Origin of the sequence: Bacillus chungangensis (assembly GCF_030812995.1) — a bacterium.
GTDB lineage: Bacteria > Bacillota > Bacilli > Bacillales > Bacillaceae_C > Bacillus_CF > Bacillus_CF chungangensis.
In genome coordinates this window covers 122,788-140,890 of sequence record NZ_JAUSTT010000001.1, presented here as the reverse complement: position 1 = coordinate 140,890, position 18,103 = coordinate 122,788, and the positions used below count along the sequence as shown (strand labels likewise).

The 18,103-nt window shown below is 38.7% G+C and carries 17 protein-coding genes and 1 pseudogene; 15 read left to right on the top strand and 3 right to left on the bottom strand.

Annotated features, from left to right (window positions below):
* Nucleotides 1–659 precede the first annotated feature (659 nt).
* On the top strand, nt 660–1,532 hold the full coding sequence (gene pheA, locus J2S08_RS00690) for a prephenate dehydratase (RefSeq protein WP_307225670.1): 873 nt from the start codon (nt 660–662) through the stop codon (nt 1,530–1,532).
* A 58-nt stretch (nt 1,533–1,590) separates the two neighbouring features.
* Here pheA and J2S08_RS00685 read toward each other — a convergent pair whose 3' ends face one another.
* Complete coding sequence (locus J2S08_RS00685) at nt 1,591–2,124, bottom strand: transcription repressor NadR (protein ID WP_307225669.1); 534 nt, start codon at nt 2,122–2,124, stop codon at nt 1,591–1,593.
* A gap of 24 nt (nt 2,125–2,148) precedes the next feature.
* Entirely contained in the window at nt 2,149–3,441 is a 1,293-nt protein-coding gene (locus tag J2S08_RS00680) for an IscS subfamily cysteine desulfurase (RefSeq protein ID WP_307225667.1), read from the bottom strand.
* A 455-nt stretch (nt 3,442–3,896) separates the two neighbouring features.
* Here J2S08_RS00680 and nadB point away from each other — a divergent pair, with 455 nt between their 5' ends.
* The 13 genes and pseudogenes from nadB (at nt 3,897) to yajC (ending at nt 16,268) form a co-directional block, all read left to right on the top strand.
* Nucleotides 3,897–5,498 (top strand): L-aspartate oxidase, encoded by a 1,602-nt coding sequence (nadB, locus tag J2S08_RS00675; RefSeq protein WP_307225665.1) that lies wholly within the window; start codon nt 3,897–3,899, stop codon nt 5,496–5,498.
* Complete coding sequence (gene nadC, locus J2S08_RS00670; protein ID WP_307225662.1) at nt 5,467–6,315, top strand: carboxylating nicotinate-nucleotide diphosphorylase; 849 nt, start codon at nt 5,467–5,469, stop codon at nt 6,313–6,315. Before nadB ends, nadC begins: the two co-directional genes overlap by 32 nt.
* Nucleotides 6,316–6,321: 6 nt before the next feature.
* Nucleotides 6,322–7,413, top strand: coding sequence for a quinolinate synthase NadA (gene nadA, locus J2S08_RS00665; protein ID WP_307225660.1), 1,092 nt, complete (start codon nt 6,322–6,324; stop codon nt 7,411–7,413).
* 188 nt (nt 7,414–7,601) lie between these two features.
* Complete coding sequence (gene safA, locus J2S08_RS00660; protein WP_307225657.1) at nt 7,602–8,816, top strand: SafA/ExsA family spore coat assembly protein; 1,215 nt, start codon at nt 7,602–7,604, stop codon at nt 8,814–8,816.
* A complete protein-coding gene (locus tag J2S08_RS00655) occupies nt 8,809–9,786 on the top strand; it encodes a phosphotransferase (RefSeq protein ID WP_307225655.1) in 978 nt (325 codons plus the stop codon). Before safA ends, J2S08_RS00655 begins: the two co-directional genes overlap by 8 nt.
* Before the next feature lie 78 nt (nt 9,787–9,864).
* Nucleotides 9,865–10,590, top strand: a complete 726-nt coding sequence (locus J2S08_RS00650; RefSeq protein WP_307225653.1) for a YebC/PmpR family DNA-binding transcriptional regulator — start codon at nt 9,865–9,867, stop codon at nt 10,588–10,590.
* Between the two features lie 158 nt (nt 10,591–10,748).
* Entirely contained in the window at nt 10,749–11,288 is a 540-nt protein-coding gene (locus tag J2S08_RS00645) for a BofC C-terminal domain-containing protein (protein ID WP_307225651.1), read from the top strand.
* A 138-nt stretch (nt 11,289–11,426) separates the two neighbouring features.
* Nucleotides 11,427–12,038, top strand: coding sequence for a Holliday junction branch migration protein RuvA (ruvA, locus tag J2S08_RS00640; protein ID WP_307225649.1), 612 nt, complete (start codon nt 11,427–11,429; stop codon nt 12,036–12,038).
* Nucleotides 12,039–12,186: 148 nt separating this feature from the next.
* Nucleotides 12,187–13,191: a Holliday junction branch migration DNA helicase RuvB gene (gene ruvB, locus J2S08_RS00635; RefSeq protein WP_307225647.1), complete on the top strand. Its 1,005-nt coding sequence runs from the start codon at nt 12,187–12,189 to the stop codon at nt 13,189–13,191.
* 34 nt (nt 13,192–13,225) lie between these two features.
* Nucleotides 13,226–14,254 (top strand): tRNA preQ1(34) S-adenosylmethionine ribosyltransferase-isomerase QueA, encoded by a 1,029-nt coding sequence (gene queA / locus J2S08_RS00630; protein ID WP_307225646.1) that lies wholly within the window; start codon nt 13,226–13,228, stop codon nt 14,252–14,254.
* Between the two features lie 84 nt (nt 14,255–14,338).
* Nucleotides 14,339–14,497: pseudogene (locus J2S08_RS00625) on the top strand (zinc ribbon domain-containing protein); the annotation flags it as partial.
* A 333-nt stretch (nt 14,498–14,830) separates the two neighbouring features.
* On the top strand, nt 14,831–15,970 hold the full coding sequence (gene tgt / locus J2S08_RS00620; protein ID WP_307226135.1) for a tRNA guanosine(34) transglycosylase Tgt: 1,140 nt from the start codon (nt 14,831–14,833) through the stop codon (nt 15,968–15,970).
* A 19-nt stretch (nt 15,971–15,989) separates the two neighbouring features.
* A complete protein-coding gene (gene yajC / locus J2S08_RS00615; protein ID WP_307225644.1) occupies nt 15,990–16,268 on the top strand; it encodes a preprotein translocase subunit YajC in 279 nt (92 codons plus the stop codon).
* Nucleotides 16,269–16,756: 488 nt separating this feature from the next.
* Here the strand turns inward: yajC and J2S08_RS00610 are convergent, their stop codons facing one another.
* Nucleotides 16,757–17,113, bottom strand: coding sequence for a TIGR04086 family membrane protein (locus tag J2S08_RS00610; protein ID WP_307226134.1), 357 nt, complete (start codon nt 17,111–17,113; stop codon nt 16,757–16,759).
* A 312-nt stretch (nt 17,114–17,425) separates the two neighbouring features.
* Between J2S08_RS00610 and J2S08_RS00605 the strand changes: the two genes are divergently transcribed.
* Complete coding sequence (locus J2S08_RS00605; RefSeq protein ID WP_307225642.1) at nt 17,426–18,073, top strand: DUF421 domain-containing protein; 648 nt, start codon at nt 17,426–17,428, stop codon at nt 18,071–18,073.
* Nucleotides 18,074–18,103: the final 30 nt, after the last annotated feature.

Sequence of the window (18,103 nt, the reverse complement as noted above, 5' to 3'; positions counted from 1 at the left end):
TGCGTCACTCTGACGTGTTTTCTCCAGCAGCTAGCTGGCATAGCGTCTAAGATTTTCGGCAGCAATGATTTTTCATGCTGCCAATCCCCTATCTCTCAAAGGCTATGTTTCATTAGTTAAGCCCTTAGAATTTATACTAGGGGGGGGCCAGTCTTCTTCTGATAGCGCCGAAGCTACATTTCCTATGGAAAGCTCATTTTATCCTGATCATGGAAATGTGCGTGTGGTATTTTTGGAAAAGAAATTTAGACTTTTGAGGACGTAAGTTTCAAGCACTGTAGTCTTTGTTTGGCATTATAAGAGAAAATTATGAATGGAAACATTTCCCATTGTATGAGTGCGAATTATTTGGACTTTTAACTGGATTTCCGAAAAGAATTCTCCCACTTCAATCAGACCGCAAGGTCGATAAGTGGTGAGTAGTTCACCTGTTCATCAAGAGTGGAATCGTTAGGGCATTGTTTTCTGGATAGGTTTTCCTTATACTGTTATAGAGACAATTATTAAACTATCTCTGGAGCAGAGGAGTTTGCCGTTTAAGTATATTTGCAAGATGATGCTTATTCATCGTATAAATGAACAATGCGTTTTACAAACGTAGTTCTATTTTGTTGTTTAGAGTCTACGATGGAGGCTTATTTAAAATAGGGGGAAGGATTTTGAAAGCTGCTTATTTAGGCCCAAAGGCTACATTTACTGATATGGCTGTTCAATCTGCATTTCCGTATATCGAGACACGGCCATATATGACGATACCGGATTGTATGCGGGCTGTTGAAAACAAAGAAGTACATATTGCTGTTGTTCCACTGGAAAATGCGTTAGAAGGGTCTGTAAATTTAACGATTGACTATTTATTTCATGAAGTAAATTTACCGATCGTTGCAGAAATCATTGTTCCAATTCAACAGCATTTAATGGTTCATCGTGATCATGCATTAAATTGGCAGCAAGTAGAGAAGATTTTGTCCCATTCTCATGCAATTGCCCAATGTCATAAATATTTGCATCGGGAATTCCCACATGCAACATTGGAGCAAACAACTTCTACAGCTGCCGCGGCTAAATTTGTCAGTGAACATCCAGAAATGAAAATCGCTGCAATTGCCAATAAAGCCGCCGCTCAAAAATATCAACTAGACATTGTCGAGAAGAATATTCATGATTATTCATTTAATCATACTCGCTTCATTGTCCTTAGCAACCTTTCCACAGATGTCCAGATTGCTTTGGATGCTCAAACAGAAAAAACAACAATGATGCTTACCCTTCCAAAAAATCGATCAGGGGCGCTGCATCAAGTGCTTTCAGCCTTTGCTTGGCGAAACATCGATTTAAGCAAAATAGAATCAAGGCCATTAAAGACAGGTTTAGGAGATTATTTTTTCATCATCGATATTAATCAGAAAATGGATGAAGTATTATTGCCAAATGCCATTACGGAAATCGAGACACTTGGCTGTACTGTTAAAGTGCTGGGCAGTTATTGTTCTTATGCCTTGCCGCCGAGCAATGGCTTTAAAAAAGGCTAGAAAATAAGGATAATAAAATCGTAAAAAAGCTGACCTCTTAAAGGATCAGCTTTTTTGTTCAAATAATGAGGATCCCTGCTGATTTTAAAGCATTTTCGGCAGCAGTAATTTCTTGCTGGTTTTTTGCAATAATCGTATGGAGATGAATGCCATCTGTTAATTCAGATAAAAATGCTGCGTTTGTCCTTTTAATGTTTTCCATAAATAACTGGACTTCTTTGCGATTGGAAACCATAATGGAAGCGGTTAAGTCCCCATAGACTGGGTGTTCAATTTTTACATCTTTTACTGTCAAGCCGTGATCAACAAGGATATTTAACTCTTCCTCTGATTGTTCAGGGGGATGAGAGCAAGTGATTATTTTTTCGATAGCTGTTGCTGCTTGTTGCTGCATATATAAATAGCCTTGACTCGTGGCGATAATGGGTTCATTTCTTGCTTTAAGTAAAGTAATATCTCCAACGATGACTTGACGGCTTACATTTGTCATTTTTGCTAATTCAGCACCAGTGATAGGCTGTTTTGAATCCTTTAAAACATGTAGCAATAATTGGCGTCGTTCTTCTCCAAGAATTTTCTTTGGCTTATTCATTTTAATCCTCCACTCCCACTCAAGCTATTCATTAGGTGGAATCCGAATGCCGTCTTCATTATATTTGTTTGAAGCTTGGATTTCCTTTAATAATGTTCCTAATTGTATCGTATCTTCTATCGATGTATCCATTCCAAATGAAATTCTAATAAATTCTTTAGCCTGATTTTTTTTCACTTTTAGTGCCTGCATTGCTTTTGAAGCATTCTGCTGCCCTACTTGGCAAGCACTGCCAGTAGAAATTGCAAAACCATAGCGATTACATTCTAACATAGTGAGTTGTCCTTCGACACCTTTAAGACCAAGACCAATAATTTGCGGCACTTGCTTTGACTCATCTTTTGCTTGATAAAGAGAAAATACAGGCCGTTGACAGGTCAATCTCTCTCTTTTTAACTGTACATGATTTTTTGTTGGACAGCTAAAATGAATCGTGTTCATTATTATGTGATCGCTGCTATTACATTTGGAAGAAGTGGAGGGGACAAATGTTTCAAACAAGTTTTCCAAGAAAAGAGCACGGCATTTTTCATAATATAGCTGTTGACTTGATTGTTTCTGCAGCTGTTTTTTTGCTGCCGTTACAAAAGCGCCAATAGCTGGTACATTAATCGTTCCCCCACGAAAACCTTTTTCATGATGAAAGCCTGGAAAGACTGGCTGCACCCATTTGGAAGGACGAAGATATATAGCCCCGACACCTTTTGGTCCATAGACTTTGTGGCTTGAAATAGTAAGACAGTCAACAAAAGAACTAATTGTTTTCAAACAGATTTTACCAAAAGATTGAACACAGTCACTATGAAAAAGAATTTGATGTTTTTGTACGATTTTCGCAATGTCAGCAAGAGGCTGGATTGTTCCAATCTCTGGATTTACATGCTGTATACTTACTAAAATCGTATCTTTCCGAATGGCCTTCTCTAACAAGTCAAGGTCAACGAAGCCATCTTTCGTAAATGGAATAGCAGTTACTTCAAACCCTTCTTTTTGTAAAAATAAAAGCGCAGAGTCAACGGATGCATGCTCTCCCATAGACGTAATAATATGCAACCCTTTTTTAGCATACGTACGAGCTAAAGCAATAAGAGCAAGTAAGTTTCCTTCTGTTCCTCCCGAGGTAAAATAAATGCCTTCGCTTTCAACTCCTAATTGCATTGCGAGTTCTTTTCGAAAGGACTTCAGAAAATGAGCTGCTTCGCTGCCAATATCATGCAAACTGCTTGTGTTTCCAAAGCAAAGCTTAGAAAGCTCTGCATACATTTGAAGTGCATCAGAGTTGATAGGTGTTGTCGCTGCATAGTCAAAATACTTCATCTCGATCTTCCTTTCAAAAAAATTGTCCATTTTTACAAGGCGCTCTGCTTTCCGATCAGCAGCGTTTTTGTTTATCCCACATCTAACTGGCAGTAAGCCCCCCACCTCAAGAGTAAGAGGAATCAAAGAAGTCTATGTGGGGGATAACTGAAAGTCAAATGTCCGATTGGTTCGGGTCGACAGGATAAGAAAGCTTCTTGAATCAGCTCGAAGAAAAAGCGGTTTCTTTTTCGAGGATGCTCGCGACCTTAGCTTTTGTTCAACTTCTTATGGGTGGGAGATAAGAGAAAATCCCTACTGATGGAAGTTTCACTTTATGAATTGCTATTTAAAATGGAAAATCTTAGTTCTTAATAAAAGAGCATAAAAAATAATTCTTCTAAAAATATCTTGCCATAAACAAAAGAATATGTAAATATAGGTGTCAAGACACATGTAAAAAAGGAGGAGGTAGATTGATCACTTATGATGTTATTATTATAGGGAGTGGAATCGCTGCCTTACAGCTTGCTAGAAACTTAAAAAAGGATCTTAATGTGATAATTATCACAAAGTCAAAAAAACATCATAGTAATTCTTATCGTGCTCAAGGAGGGATTGCTGCTGCTGTTGGAAAAGATGATCATTATTCTATACATTATCAAGATACTTTAGAAGCAGGTTGTTTTTTTCAACATGAAAAGACTGTGCATGAACTTGTAGTACAGGGGCCATTTCTTATCCGTGATTTACAGCAGGCTGGCATCCGCTTTGACACAACAATGGAAGGAGAACTCTTATTAGGAATGGAAGGGGCGCATAGCCGCAGGCGTATACTTCATTGCGGCGGCGATGAAACAGGGAAACATTTAATAAACCATTTGATTGCACAACTTCCATCCCAGATAGAAATAATCGAAGATGCCTTTGTCTATGAATTACTAATTGATTCTATTAACAATTGCTGCATCGGTGTAAAAGCAATGACCGCTAATGGGCAAATCCACCAATATATGGGCAGATCAATTGTACTTGCAACTGGCGGAATTGGCGGTTTATATTCCTTTACATCAAACGATCCAACTGTAACAGGAGATGGCATTGCTTTGGCCTATCATGCAGGGGCAGTGCTGAAAGATATGGAATTCATCCAATTTCATCCAACACTTCTTTATTGGAAAGGAGAAACACATGGTCTTATTTCAGAAGCGGTCAGAGGAGAAGGAGCAGAGCTCATTAATGATAATGGCAAAAGAGTGATGGAAAACATTCATCCATTGAAAGAACTTGCTCCCCGCCATATTGTGGCAAAAGAAATATACGAGCAGCGGCTGCAAGGTAAAGAGGTTTATCTTGATATTAGCAGCATTACGTCGTTTGCTAGTAAATTTCCAACAATTACGAAGTTTTGTGAGCAGCAAAGTATTTCATTATCAACGAATAAAATTCCTGTTGCTCCCGGCTGCCATTTTTTAATGGGAGGTATTGCAGTAAACGAAGTAGGCGAGACATCAATAAAAGGATTGTTTGCACTAGGGGAGACTGCTGCAAGTGGCATTCACGGCGCCAATCGCCTTTCCAGCAATTCCTTACTTGAAGGCCTATTTGCTGGAAAGAAACTTGCTGCATATTTAAATGAATATGCTTCTTCGTCTAAAGTGGCTATGAATATGAAAAAAATAAGAACAGCTAATATTTCGAAACAGCAGGGAACATGGATGCTGCCTAAGAGGGAAGAGATTCAAGCACGCATGATGCAGGCAGCTGGAATTGTTCGGTCACATTTAAAACTATTGCAGCTTCAACGATGGCTGCAGCAGTATATGCCAACTGCTGATGAAAGAGTTGATTTAGATAGAATGTCTGTTGATGAGATACAAACTTTTTTTATGTTAACAGCAGCACTATTAGTTGCAAACGCTGCACTTATCCGTCAAGAAAGCAGAGGCGCTCATATTAGAGAAGATTTTCCGTTTCCAAGTCAGGAATGGGAGAAGCGGCATGTAATCCAAACAAGGGCACTATTAGAAAGAGGGAGAAACAAAAATGAATATCCTCAAGTTAAAATCGATGCTTGAGCAGTTTTTCATTGAAGATATTGGCGAGCGTGATTTATCTAGTGAGTTATTATTTTCTAAAAAGGAAGTTGGCGAAGTCGTTTTTATTGCAAGAGCGACAGGGGTATTTTGTGGAAAAAATATATTGGAGACAGGCTTCCAAGTATTAGACAGTGAAGTCGATACTGTTTGCTTTGTTAGTGATGGAGAGGAAGTTGAAAGTGGAATGGTACTGGCAGCTGCTTCAGGTCCTGTACAAAGCTTATTGAAAGGCGAGCGTGTGATTTTAAATTTGCTGCAGCGAATGAGTGGGATTGCAACAATGACTGCTGCAGCTGTAAGGGAGGCTGCGGGAACAAAGGCAAGAATTTGTGATACAAGAAAAACGATGCCTGGTCTAAGAATGCTTGATCAATATGCTGTTCGAGCTGGTGGCGGATTTAATCATCGTGGGGGGCTGTATGATGCAGTTATGCTTAAGGATAACCATCTTGCTTTTGCAGGAACGATTAAACATGCAGTTGAGACTGTAAAAGCAAAGCTAGGTCATACTGTAAAAATTGAAGTAGAAATTGAAACATTTGAACAGCTTCAAGAAGCAGTAGAAGCACAAGCTGATATTATCATGTTTGATAATAGGACTCCTGATGAGATCAAAGATTGGATTACGTACGTTCCCAAAAAAATTACTACAGAAGCTTCTGGTTCTATCACAATTGAAAATTTGCATCAATATGCAGCTTCAGGAGTACAATATATCTCATTAGGAACGCTCACACATTCTGTAACCGCTTTTGATATCAGTGTAAAAGCAAACAAACAGGATAAGGAGGGGTGACTATATATGCTAAAAGAGAGAAGAGATGTACTTTTACCAGAAAGCTATAAACGGAGAAAGATAGAAGAGATGGAAGAGAGAGTTAGAGAGATAAAAGCTGCATTAGGAAAAGCGCTGTTCATCCCAGGTCACCATTACCAAAAGGATGAGGTCATAAAATTTGCTGATGCAACAGGTGATTCTTTGCAGCTGGCACAAATCTGTGCTCAAAACAAAGATGCAGAGCATATTGTTTTCTGTGGTGTTCATTTTATGGCTGAAACAGCAGATATTTTAACAGGTGTGAAGCAATATGTTTATTTGCCAGATATGCGTGCAGGTTGTTCAATGGCTGATATGGCAAATATTTTTCAAACTGAAAGAGCATGGAATCATCTGCAGCAGTTTTTTGATGATACGATCATTCCTTTAACTTATGTGAATTCGACTGCAGCAATTAAAGCTTTTGTCGGTAGACATAAGGGAGCAACTGTTACTTCATCGAATGCACATTTAATGGTCAAGTGGGCATTCAGGCAAAAAGAGAGAATCTTGTTTCTTCCCGATCAGCACTTAGGCCGCAATACTGCCTTTGATCTTGGTATTCCGTTATCTCAGATGGCAATTTGGGATCCGGTCAAGGATGAGTTGGTGTATGAAGGAAATTTAGATGAAGTGAAAGTAATTTTATGGAAAGGACATTGTTCTGTTCATGTAAATTTCACAATCCAGAACGTTCAATCCGTTCGTCAGCATTATCCGAACATGCGCGTTATTGTTCATCCTGAATGCCATCACGACGTAGTCGCTTTGGCTGATCATAATGGTTCAACGAAATATATTATTGAGACTATCGAGCAAGCTCCTCCTGGAAGTGAATGGGCTATAGGAACGGAAATGAATCTTGTCAATCGATTAATTGCTTCTCACCCTGATAAAAAAATCATTTCCTTAAATCCTCATATGTGTCCGTGTTTAACAATGAATCGCATCGATTTGCCGCATTTGCTTTGGAATTTAGAAAAAATAGTGCTAAATGATCCAATTAATCGGATTCAAGTAGATGAAAAGACGGCACAAGAAGCAATTACTGCATTGGAAAGAATGTTTAAAGTTTAACTGCGCCAAAACTAGGGACATATGGCCTGAAAGCAGCAGATCATTTTGCTTTCAGGCCATATGCAAAGATTTACACGAGGGAATGGCATATTTTATTCATATTTCACATAAGTTTTTCTGTAGATCATTAGCACATTGCCCACTTTGTCATAGAATGATAATGACATATGCCTGAGGAGGGAAAATTAGTGAAGATCCATATCGTACAAAAGGGCGATACGCTTTGGAAAATTGCCAAGAAATATAACGTTTCATTCGAAGAAATAAAAAAGCTCAATGCTCAACTTTCTAATCCCGATATGATTATGCCAGGAATGAAGATTAAAGTACCAGCGCCAGGAGGAGTGGTAAAAAAACATGGAGTCAGCCCACAAGAAAGTGCAGTAAAGCATCATAAAAAAGAAATGCCCAAGGCTGTACACCCCTATAAACACCATAAGCCTGCCGAAGCTCCAAAAATGAAGAAGGCACATAAAAAGGAAGAAATACCTCATCCAATATTTATACCAAAAATGCCTCAGACAGTAATTCCAGAAATCGATATAAATAATTATAACACAATAAATATGGCCAATATGCAAGCGCAAGTACAGTCGCAAATGCAACCACAAATGCAGCCACAAATGCAGCCACACCATCAACCACAGCCGATAAATGTGTTGCCGAAGTATGAGAAAAAAGAGGAGGAGTGCGAAGAATCTTCCATCTCTTCTTGTAAGATGGTTAGTCCCATGCAAGTCGGAATGCAGCCGATGTATCCGGTACAACCGAGCCACTGTACACCAATAACACCAATCATGCCAGGATCTGGCTATTGCATGCCGATGCCGTACCCACCGTATCCGCAGCCTGGCATGCCATCGGTGCAAGGTGCGATGTATGCACCGATGGCACCACAACAGCAAATGATGTATTCACCTGTTATGCCGCAGGTACAGCCAGCTGCTATGGATGGAAGTTATCATGGTGCTCAACCATATTGGGAGGATGAATCTTCATCCTCATCTTATCCGGCGATGCCTTATTATCACCATCACCAACAGCATGCAGAGATGAGCAATCCGATTGGGGAAATGGCGTCTAATCCTTATCTGATGCCAGGAGGTCCAATGCAAGCACCAATGCCAATGCAGCCACAGATGCCAATGCAGCCACAGATGCCAATGCAGCCACAGATGCCAATGCAACCACAGCAGATGCCAATGCAACCACAGATGCCGGGTATGGGAGGAGCACCAATGCCTTATTTTCCAACTCAAAGCATGGGGATGCCAATGCGGGAAGGATATCCAGCTACTCCTCAACCTTATTATACAACTCCATATGGTCAACCATATGCTAATATGGAACCTCCTGAAGGAGCATTTCGACTCCCGATTGAAGATGAGGAAAACGATGAATGACCATTGTCAAGGAAGAGGAGACGTTCATACCAGTCGTCTCCTCTTCTATTTAAATGAGCTGACAGACGAAAAATTTGCCAATATCGTTCCACTCAAAAACAATGTTTGGCTTTGTGAGGGAGAAGAGCAGCAGTGGATATTAAAAGCATTTTCCTCTCTCCGCAGTTTACAAAACCAAGTAACGCTTACGAATTTTCTTCGCAGTTCTGCTTTTAATCATACTTATCAATTTCATCCTATTCATCAGCGAGTAAATGTTTTTTTTGAAGGAACTTGCTATGGTTTAATCGAGTATATTTCTCCTCATTACAAAAAAAGTTTTCATTATCAAACAAAAAGAAACCGGACAGCAGCGCTGCTATTATTAACAAATTATCATCAAACGGTACGCCATTTTTTTGATAAAATCAAAAACCAGCTGTCTTCTTTTCATCAACTGGATAAATGGCAGCAGCGGCTCAGCATGTTTAAGCAAAACCTTCCAATGATAACAGCATATTTCCCCAGTTATTATTTATTCACATACATAGATTGGGCTGAATGGTCTTTGGAGAAAATGCAACAGATGAAAGACGACCTTGTAAAAGAAAAACAAAGTGTGATTCATGGAGACTTGGCAGATCATAACTTTTTATTAGGAGCTGATCAGCGCTTATATTTGATCGATTTTGATTTAATTCGCATTGCGCCTGAAATGATAGATATGCTGCAAATTGCTAATCGCATGCTGCCTTTTTTGAATTGGTCTTTACAAGAATTATGGACGTATAAGGCATTTCAGCGTTATGAGCAATCGTCTCTGTTTTTCATTGCACTTGCTTTTCCAACAGATATTTTTCGTGAATGGAATCGTTTTGTAAAAAGTTCAAAGAAAAAACAACAATTGATTTGGAACTATCTAAGCAACTTAACCTTTCAACAATTTGCACAGCGAAAACAGTTTTTTAAAACAATCTCGAAGTCATTGTAATATCTTCTCGTGATATATTTTCCTTTCTCCATTTATATGATATATTTGGGATTGAAAAAAGACGAGAGGTGAATTAGAATGGCTGGACATTCTAAATGGAAGAACATCCAAAGACGCAAAAATGCACAGGATTCAAAACGAGGAAAAGTCTTTCAAAAATTAGCGAAAGAAATATATGTGGCAGCAAAGCAAGGTGGGGTAGACTTGGACGCAAATCCGTCTCTGCGTCTTGTTGTCGATAAAGCAAAAGCAGTAAACATGCCAAATGATAATATAAAAAGAGCCATTGAAAAAGCGACAGGAAACCAAGCAGGGGAAAACTATGAAGAAATAACTTATGAAGGTTATGGTCCTGGCGGTACTGCAGTAATGGTTACATGTTTGACAGATAATAAAAACCGGACGGCTTCGACTGTTAGACTTGCCTTTTCTAAAAATGGCGGTAATTTAGGCGAAACTGGCTGTGTATCTTATATGTTTGATCGCAAAGGATACCTCGTTATTTCTCGGGAGGATCTTTCAATCGAAGAAGATGAAATGCTACTAGAAGTGATTGAAGCAGGGGCTGAAGAACTGGAAACAAGCGAAGATGCATTTGAAATATATACAGATCCAGATGCTTTTTTAGAAGTGAAAACTTATTTTGAAGAGAATGATTTTCAATTTATTACTGCTGAAATAACGATGGTGCCGCAAAACACTGTGGCATTGGGTAGTGAACAGGCTTTGAAGATGGAAAAAATGCTCGAAATGCTAGATGATAATGATGATGTTCAAGACTCTTTTCATAATATGGAAGAATAATTCTTATTTGTAAAAATTGTGAAGATAAAAACCCTGTAGTTTTTTCTTTTATGAATGCTATTCACGAATGCAGCAATAAAAAAGTAATGGATACTCATGTTAAAAATTGGTCAACCTATGAATATAGACAATATATTCACTTTTTGAGGTGACTAAACATGAAAGTATTAATGCGGATGGCTGCTGGTGTTTTGATGCTAGTTTCCACTTATAGTTATTGTTATCATCCTTCTTTGGCAAAAATGGAGCAATCGCCAATGATGAAACAGGAAGCGGATAACACACCATTACAGGTAAAAGTAATATTAAAAAGACAATATATTGATGGCGAGACTAGTGAAGAAGTAATCGAAGACACGATTTTATCGATGGAGGATTTTTGGGAAAAGTATGTAGACTGGCAGCTCGTTGAGATGGGAGAAGCCGAGGTTGTTTTTCACAGAATGGAAGATGATATTTCTCCATTATTGAAAACGAACGGCTATTTTGGAGTAAGCGAGGATGGCACAATATCTATTTTTAATGGAACGCCTGACAAAGCACATATCATTCAGTCTTTCTTTCAAATTGATGTTAAAAAACTAGAAGGCAGCAATTATGAACAGCTTAAAAAAGGGATTCCAGTAAAATCAAAGACAGACTATCATCAAGTATTAGAGGCTTTGAAATCATATTCATTTCCAGATGCAAAAAAATAATCAGAAAGAGGGGTCGCCAAAACAGAGCGATCCCTTCCTTTCTTATAAAAAAGAACAAATGTTTCATTCGTTTCTTCTCCAAACAGTCCTGATATGATAAAATGAAAGCTAGCAAGACTGGAGGAGAGGAGAAACACGTTGTACGAATACATAAAGGGAACGATTACATTTGTTTGTCCAGAATATATTGTGGTAGAAAACAACCAAATAGGCTATCAAATATTAACGCCTAATCCATTTGTATTTTCAAGTAAAGAAGGAGAAACACTTCAAGTGTATACATATCAGCACGTTCGGGAAGATGTGCTTGCGCTTTATGGTTTTCAATCACTAGAAGAAAAAAATATGTTCAAAAAGCTGCTTCATGTTTCTGGCATTGGGCCAAAAGGGGCATTAGCCATTTTAGCATCAGGAGAACCTGGACAAGTAATTCAAGCAATCGAGACTGAAGATGAAACATTTCTAATGAAGTTTCCAGGTGTCGGAAAAAAAACTGCCCGCCAAATGATATTAGACTTAAAGGGAAAGCTGCAAGATATTATCCCTGCTTATGGTGAAAATCTGGAAAAAACGAAACAGGAATCGCTTCTAATGGATGACAATCATAAGGAGTTAGAGGAGGCCGTCCTTGCATTGAAAGCACTTGGATATTCAGAAAGAGAAATTAATAAAATAATGCCATCTCTGCAAAAAGAGACTGCCACAACAGATCAATATATAAAACGGGCATTGCAAAAACTATTAACATAATAAATGCCTCAAGAGAAGCATTACCTATGAGCTCTTACATAAAGGGAAGTTCAGATACATCTACTTCATTTTCATTGCATAGAAAAGTTTGAGTAAAGTTGATTTTTGCCGTCATGTTGCTTTTGAGTAAGAGGGAGGAGGGGAAAAAGTGGAAGACAGAGTCGTCTCAAGTGAAGCGAGTACGCATGATTTCTCTTTTGAACATAGCCTACGCCCCCAATCGTTAACACAATATATCGGTCAGGACAAAGTGAAAAGCAATTTAGAAATCTTCATTCAAGCAGCAAGAATGCGAGAAGAAACATTGGATCATGTACTTTTATATGGTCCTCCAGGTCTAGGGAAGACAACCCTCGCAGCCGTCATTGCTAATGAGATGGGGGTTAATTTGCGAACGACATCAGGACCGGCTATTGAGAGACCAGGAGACTTGGCAGCTATTTTAACATCGCTCGAACCTGGTGAAGTGCTGTTTATTGATGAAATTCACCGCTTGCATCGCACAATTGAAGAGATTTTATATCCAGCGATGGAAGATTTTTGTTTAGATATTGTTATTGGAAAAGGAGCAAGCGCTCGTTCTGTAAGGCTTGATCTGCCGCCATTTACTTTGATCGGCGCTACAACTAGGGCAGGTGCTATTTCTGCACCTTTAAGGGATCGCTTTGGTGTTTTAAGCAGATTAGAATATTATACTGAAGAGCAGCTTACTCATATTGTATTTCGAACGGCCGCCATTTTAGAAACAGAAATTGAAAATAATGGTGCGATTGAAATTGCTCGGCGTTCAAGAGGAACACCTAGAATTGCCAATAGATTGTTAAGAAGAGTGCGTGATTTTGCACAGGTCCGAAGTGATGGTTTTGTTACGCATACGATAGCTGATGAAGCATTGGGTCTATTGCAGGTTGATCGCTTGGGACTCGATCATATAGACCATAAGTTAATAAAAAGCATCATTGAAAAATTTAGTGGTGGACCAGTCGGCATTGATACAATTGCCGCCAGCATCGGAGAAGAATCAGAAACAATTGAAGATGTATATGAACCATATTTACTACAAATTGGTTTTCTCCAGAGAACGCCGCGCGGCAGAATGGTCACAGATATGGGATACCGTCACTTTAATCTAAAAAAATCTAGTGAAATGTGACAGATGATAATAAAGGATGGTTAGGTGGACACTCGTGAAGCTCGAATTATTTGATTTTAACTTGCCCCAAGATTTAATTGCACAAAAACCGCTGAAAAATAGAACTGCCAGCCGTTTAATGATGCTCGATAAGAAAACAGGAGCTGTTGCCCATGAAAGTTTTTCAGCACTTCCAAATTATTTAGAAGCAGGCGATTGCCTCGTTTTAAATAATACAAAAGTGCTGCCTGCCCGACTATTCGGAGTAAAGCAGGATACAGGAGCAAAAATAGAAGTGCTGCTTTTAAAACAAGTAAATGAAGATACATGGGAAACTTTAGTGAAACCAGCAAAAAGGATAAAGCCAGGAGCGACAATCATCTTTGGAGATGGAAAGCTAAAAGCCACATGTATGGAAGAACAAGCAGGTGGCGGACGGCTATTGGCATTTTCCTATGAAGGTATTTTTTATGAAGTTCTAGAAAAATTGGGCGAAATGCCCCTTCCTCCCTATATAAAAGCCCAATTGGAAGATCGCGACCGTTACCAAACAGTTTACGCAAAAGAACGGGGATCGGCTGCAGCGCCAACGGCAGGCTTGCATTTTTCTGATGAATTGTTAGAGACGCTTCGGAAGAAAGGTGTTAAAATTGTGTTTATTACGCTTCATGTTGGCTTAGGAACCTTTAGGCCTGTAAGTGCAGAACAGGTTGAAGAACATGAGATGCATGCAGAGTACTATGAGCTGACGGAAGAGGCTGCTCAAACCCTAAATGTCGTTAAAGTAAATGGCGGGCGTATTGTGACCGTAGGAACAACCTCTACAAGAACACTAGAAACGGTTGCTTCTGAACATGAAGGCAAATTTATCGCCCAAAGTGGGTGGACGTCGATTTTTATTTATCCTGGCTATGAATTTAAAGCGATTGATGGCATGATCACAAATTTCCATCTGCCGATGTCAACGCTCATTATGCTGATCAGTGCCTTTGCAGGGCGCGAGAACGTACTGCACGCTTATCAGATTGCTGTTCAGGAGAAGTATCGCTTTTTTAGCTTTGGAGATGCAATGTTTATTTATTAATAAGTGTTGAAAAATACAAACATTGGATAAACTTTGGATGTTGGATGCTTTATCCCATATCTAACTGGCAGGAAGACCCCCACCTCAAAAAACGATGCAAGTAGTCAATTATGTTCTGAATGTGACTACCAAAATAAAGAAGTAAAAAACCTAAATCTTCGTGAGTGGACTCGTCCAAAATGTAATAGCCATCACGATAGAGACGTAAATGCAAGTAAAAATTTGCTGAAACTCGCCATGTAGTTGGTATTTTCTCTAGGGGCAGGGACTGCCCTTATAGCTTGGTAAATATAGATAGCTAACAAAAGTATCTAGTTCCCAAGAAGCTCCCACTTCAATCAGACCGCAAGGTCATTAAGTGGTGAGTAGTTCACACAACCTCTTCGTAATAAATGATGAGAATTGATAAGGAGGTGAATCTGTTACTGAAGATAATAAAGCATCTGTATGTATTGTATTTTTTATGAGTTAAGAGCGTAAGGAAGCTTTTTCCTAATGATCAGGTTAATTTTTTCCATCACGGCTTCAGTAAAGTATGTCAATAGCAGATGTCCATTCAGTAGCAGAGAGAATAAATTGGCTGCGATAACTTATGAATTAATAAAAACATGTAAGCAGACTGGCGCCAGACTTGGAATGATTCATACACCACATGGATCATTTGAAACGCCAATGTTTATGCCGGTGGGGACGCTTGCAACTGTCAAAACAATGTCTCCAGAAGAACTAAAAGCAATTGGAGCTGGTATTATTTTAAGTAATACTTATCACCTTTGGCTTCGCCCAGGTCACGAAATTGTACAAGAGGCAGGTGGTCTTCATGCATTTATGAACTGGGATCAAGCAATTTTAACGGATTCAGGTGGCTTTCAAGTTTTTAGCTTAAGTGATTTTAGAAAAATTGAAGAAGAAGGCGTTTATTTTCGTCATCATCTAAATGGTGATAAGCTGTTTTTATCTCCAGAAGTATCAATGCAAGTGCAAAATGCACTGGGTCCAGATATTATGATGGCGTTCGATGAGTGTCCACCTTACCCAGCAACACATGCGTATATGAAGGAATCGGTCGAGCGAACATCTCGTTGGGCGGAAAGATGCTTAAAAGCACATGCTAGGCCAAAAGAACAGGGACTGTTTGGTATTGTTCAAGGCGGTGCATATAAAGATTTACGAATACAAAGCGCAAAAGATTTAACTTCTTTAGATTTTCCAGGCTATGCAATTGGCGGTTTATCTGTTGGTGAGCCAAAAGATGTGATGAATGAGGTGCTTGCATACACAACACCGCTTCTACCTACAAACAAGCCGCGATATTTAATGGGAGTTGGTTCGCCTGATTCCCTAATAGATGGCGCAATTCTTGGAGTAGACATGTTTGATTGTGTACTTCCAACGCGCATTGCAAGAAATGGAACACTCATGACAAGCAATGGGCGCCTAGTAGTAAAAAATGCTGCCTATGCTCGAGATTTTCGTCCACTTGATGAAAATTGCGATTGCTACGTATGCCGAAACTATACAAGAGCTTACATTAGGCATTTAATTAAATGTGACGAAACGTTTGGAATTCGACTTACTACTTACCATAATCTTTATTTTCTGCTAAAATTAATGAAGCAAGTCAGACAAGCGATTCGTGAAGATCGACTCGGTGACTTCAAAGCAGCTTTTTTTGAGCAGTATGGTTTTAATAAGCCAAATGCAAAAAATTTCTAAATACAAAGGAGGGAAATAAATGGATGGCATGTTAGCAACATTAGGACCAATTTTATTGATGTTTGTTTTATTTTATTTCTTGCTTATTCGACCGAATCAAAAACGTCAAAAAGCAGTACAGCAAATGCAAAGCAATTTGCAAAAAGGAGATAAAATTGTCACGATCGGTGGACTTCACGGATTAGTTGACGCTTTAGATGAAGGCAAGGTCGTTATTAAATGCGGAGATAGTACTCGACTTACATATGATAGAGCTGCTATTCGCGATGTCCTTGAATCAGCAGGAGGCACTCAATAAACATTGCAAAGAAGCATTTCACAATTTGTGACCATGCTTCTTTTTCTTTTTATCCCACATCTAACTGGCAGTAAGACCCCCACCTTCAGAGTAAGAGGACTCGAAGAACTCTAGGTGGGGATACTGCCAGTAAATGTCCGATTGGTTCGGGCCGACAGGATGTCGGTCACAAAGGCGTTGCAACAGGACGTTGCGATCTTAGCCTTTGTTCTACTTCTCATCAGTAGGGGATGAGAGAAAACTCCCACTGATGGAAGTTTCACTTTATTTAAACGAAGTAATTTTTTCATTATCTAAGAACTTGAATCTCTCATTATATAATAACAAATGCCTCTCTCCTGAATTTCCCGAAATTTGAATCTTAAAAGCAACCATCCAGACACTAAAGAGGGACGAGAAATACTAGCGATAGAGGCAGCGATGTAGAGCAAGCTGCTGTGATCCACTTGGAGCTCTTTTTTATCCTAATTGCAGTAAGACCATCTAATTTAGCCTCTTTCATGCCCGTGTATATTTACACCTAGAATTGCTCCCATCATGATAGTAAGTATATAACAGACATGGTATAAAAGCTGTTCTAAAGAAAAGAGGCTGTCATGCGCTAAGAATTGAAAAAGAAAAATAATCGCTGTATAGATGACGCCAGTTGCTGCTCCAAGAAACCACCCTTTTTGTTTTCCTTTCCCTCCGGCTATAAAGCCACCTGCAAACATTATTACAAAGGCCGCAATCATGACGAACAAATGGATCGCATCTTCTTGTACACTTGAAAAACGCAGAATAAATGAAAAAATAAAACTAGATATCATAATTAAACCAAAAATAGTCACCATTCCGTATAATATTGCGATTCCTAAATTTCTTGACTCGATGATTTTCCCCCCCTTTTACGAATACCTCTACTAGAGCTATCTTCTATCCCTTTTGTCCAAGCATATGCAGCAGTAGATCAATATAGAAGCATCTTTTTCTTTTTTCTAACGACTTCCTTAAAAAATAAGGGGATTCTAAACATTTCTATCTGATTCTTTCATGTTTCCCCACCATTAAAACGATACGGACAGTGCACTTTGTAAGCTCATAACAAAATTTACCTTATTGACCGTTCTTTTTTTACACATACTACATATAAACAACACTTTTTAGGAGGAAGTAAGTTGGAAAAATTTCTAATTATCATTTTTCGGACTATTTTACTATATGCCGTTATACTCATTATTTTTCGTTTAATGGGAAAACGAGAAATCGCAGAACTCAGTATTCTAGATTTAGTCATATTTATTATGATAGGTGAAATGGCTGTCGTTTCGATTGAACAGCATACCGATCCATTATTGAATACAATTGTTCCTATGATTGTCCTACTGTTAATTCAAATTGGCATGGCTTACTTATCTTTGAAAAGCACATTTTTTCGTTACTTAGTAGACGGAAAGCCAAGCGTCATTATCCGAAATGGTAAAATTAATGAAAGAGAAATGCGAAAGCAGCGCTATAATTATGATGACTTGCTCACACAATTGCGGCAACAAAATATTCGAAATATCAGTGATGTCGAATTTGCAATTTTAGAAACAACTGGTAATTTGTCTGTTTTTGAAAAAGGAAATAAAAGAAAACCTGGATCCTATACGCTGCCGCTTATTTTAGGTGGAAGGATTCAAGATGATAACTTGAAATTAACAGATAAAACAGAGCAATGGCTAAGACGAGAACTGAGGAAATTAGGTTATCATCAAATTTCTGATATCTCGTTTTGTAGTTTTGAAAATGGGAAGTTTTTTGTCCATTTGTCTAAAAAATAAGGCCAATTCTAAAGTAAATAATAAATGGAT

Bases quoted from the DNA above. Each gene is read 5' to 3' on its own strand.
- J2S08_RS00685 (WP_307225669.1), bottom strand. From the start codon at position 2,124: ATGAATAAGCCAAAGAAAATTCTTGGAGAAGAACGACGCCAATTATTG.
- J2S08_RS00680 (WP_307225667.1), bottom strand. From the start codon at position 3,441: ATGAAGTATTTTGACTATGCAGCGACAACACCTATCAACTCTGATGCA.
- nadC (WP_307225662.1), top strand. From the start codon at position 5,467: ATGAATATCCTCAAGTTAAAATCGATGCTTGAGCAGTTTTTCATTGAA.
- nadA (WP_307225660.1), top strand. From the start codon at position 6,322: ATGCTAAAAGAGAGAAGAGATGTACTTTTACCAGAAAGCTATAAACGG.
- J2S08_RS00655 (WP_307225655.1), top strand. From the start codon at position 8,809: ATGAATGACCATTGTCAAGGAAGAGGAGACGTTCATACCAGTCGTCTC.
- J2S08_RS00650 (WP_307225653.1), top strand. From the start codon at position 9,865: ATGGCTGGACATTCTAAATGGAAGAACATCCAAAGACGCAAAAATGCA.
- J2S08_RS00645 (WP_307225651.1), top strand. From the start codon at position 10,749: ATGAAAGTATTAATGCGGATGGCTGCTGGTGTTTTGATGCTAGTTTCC.
- yajC (WP_307225644.1), top strand. From the start codon at position 15,990: ATGGATGGCATGTTAGCAACATTAGGACCAATTTTATTGATGTTTGTT.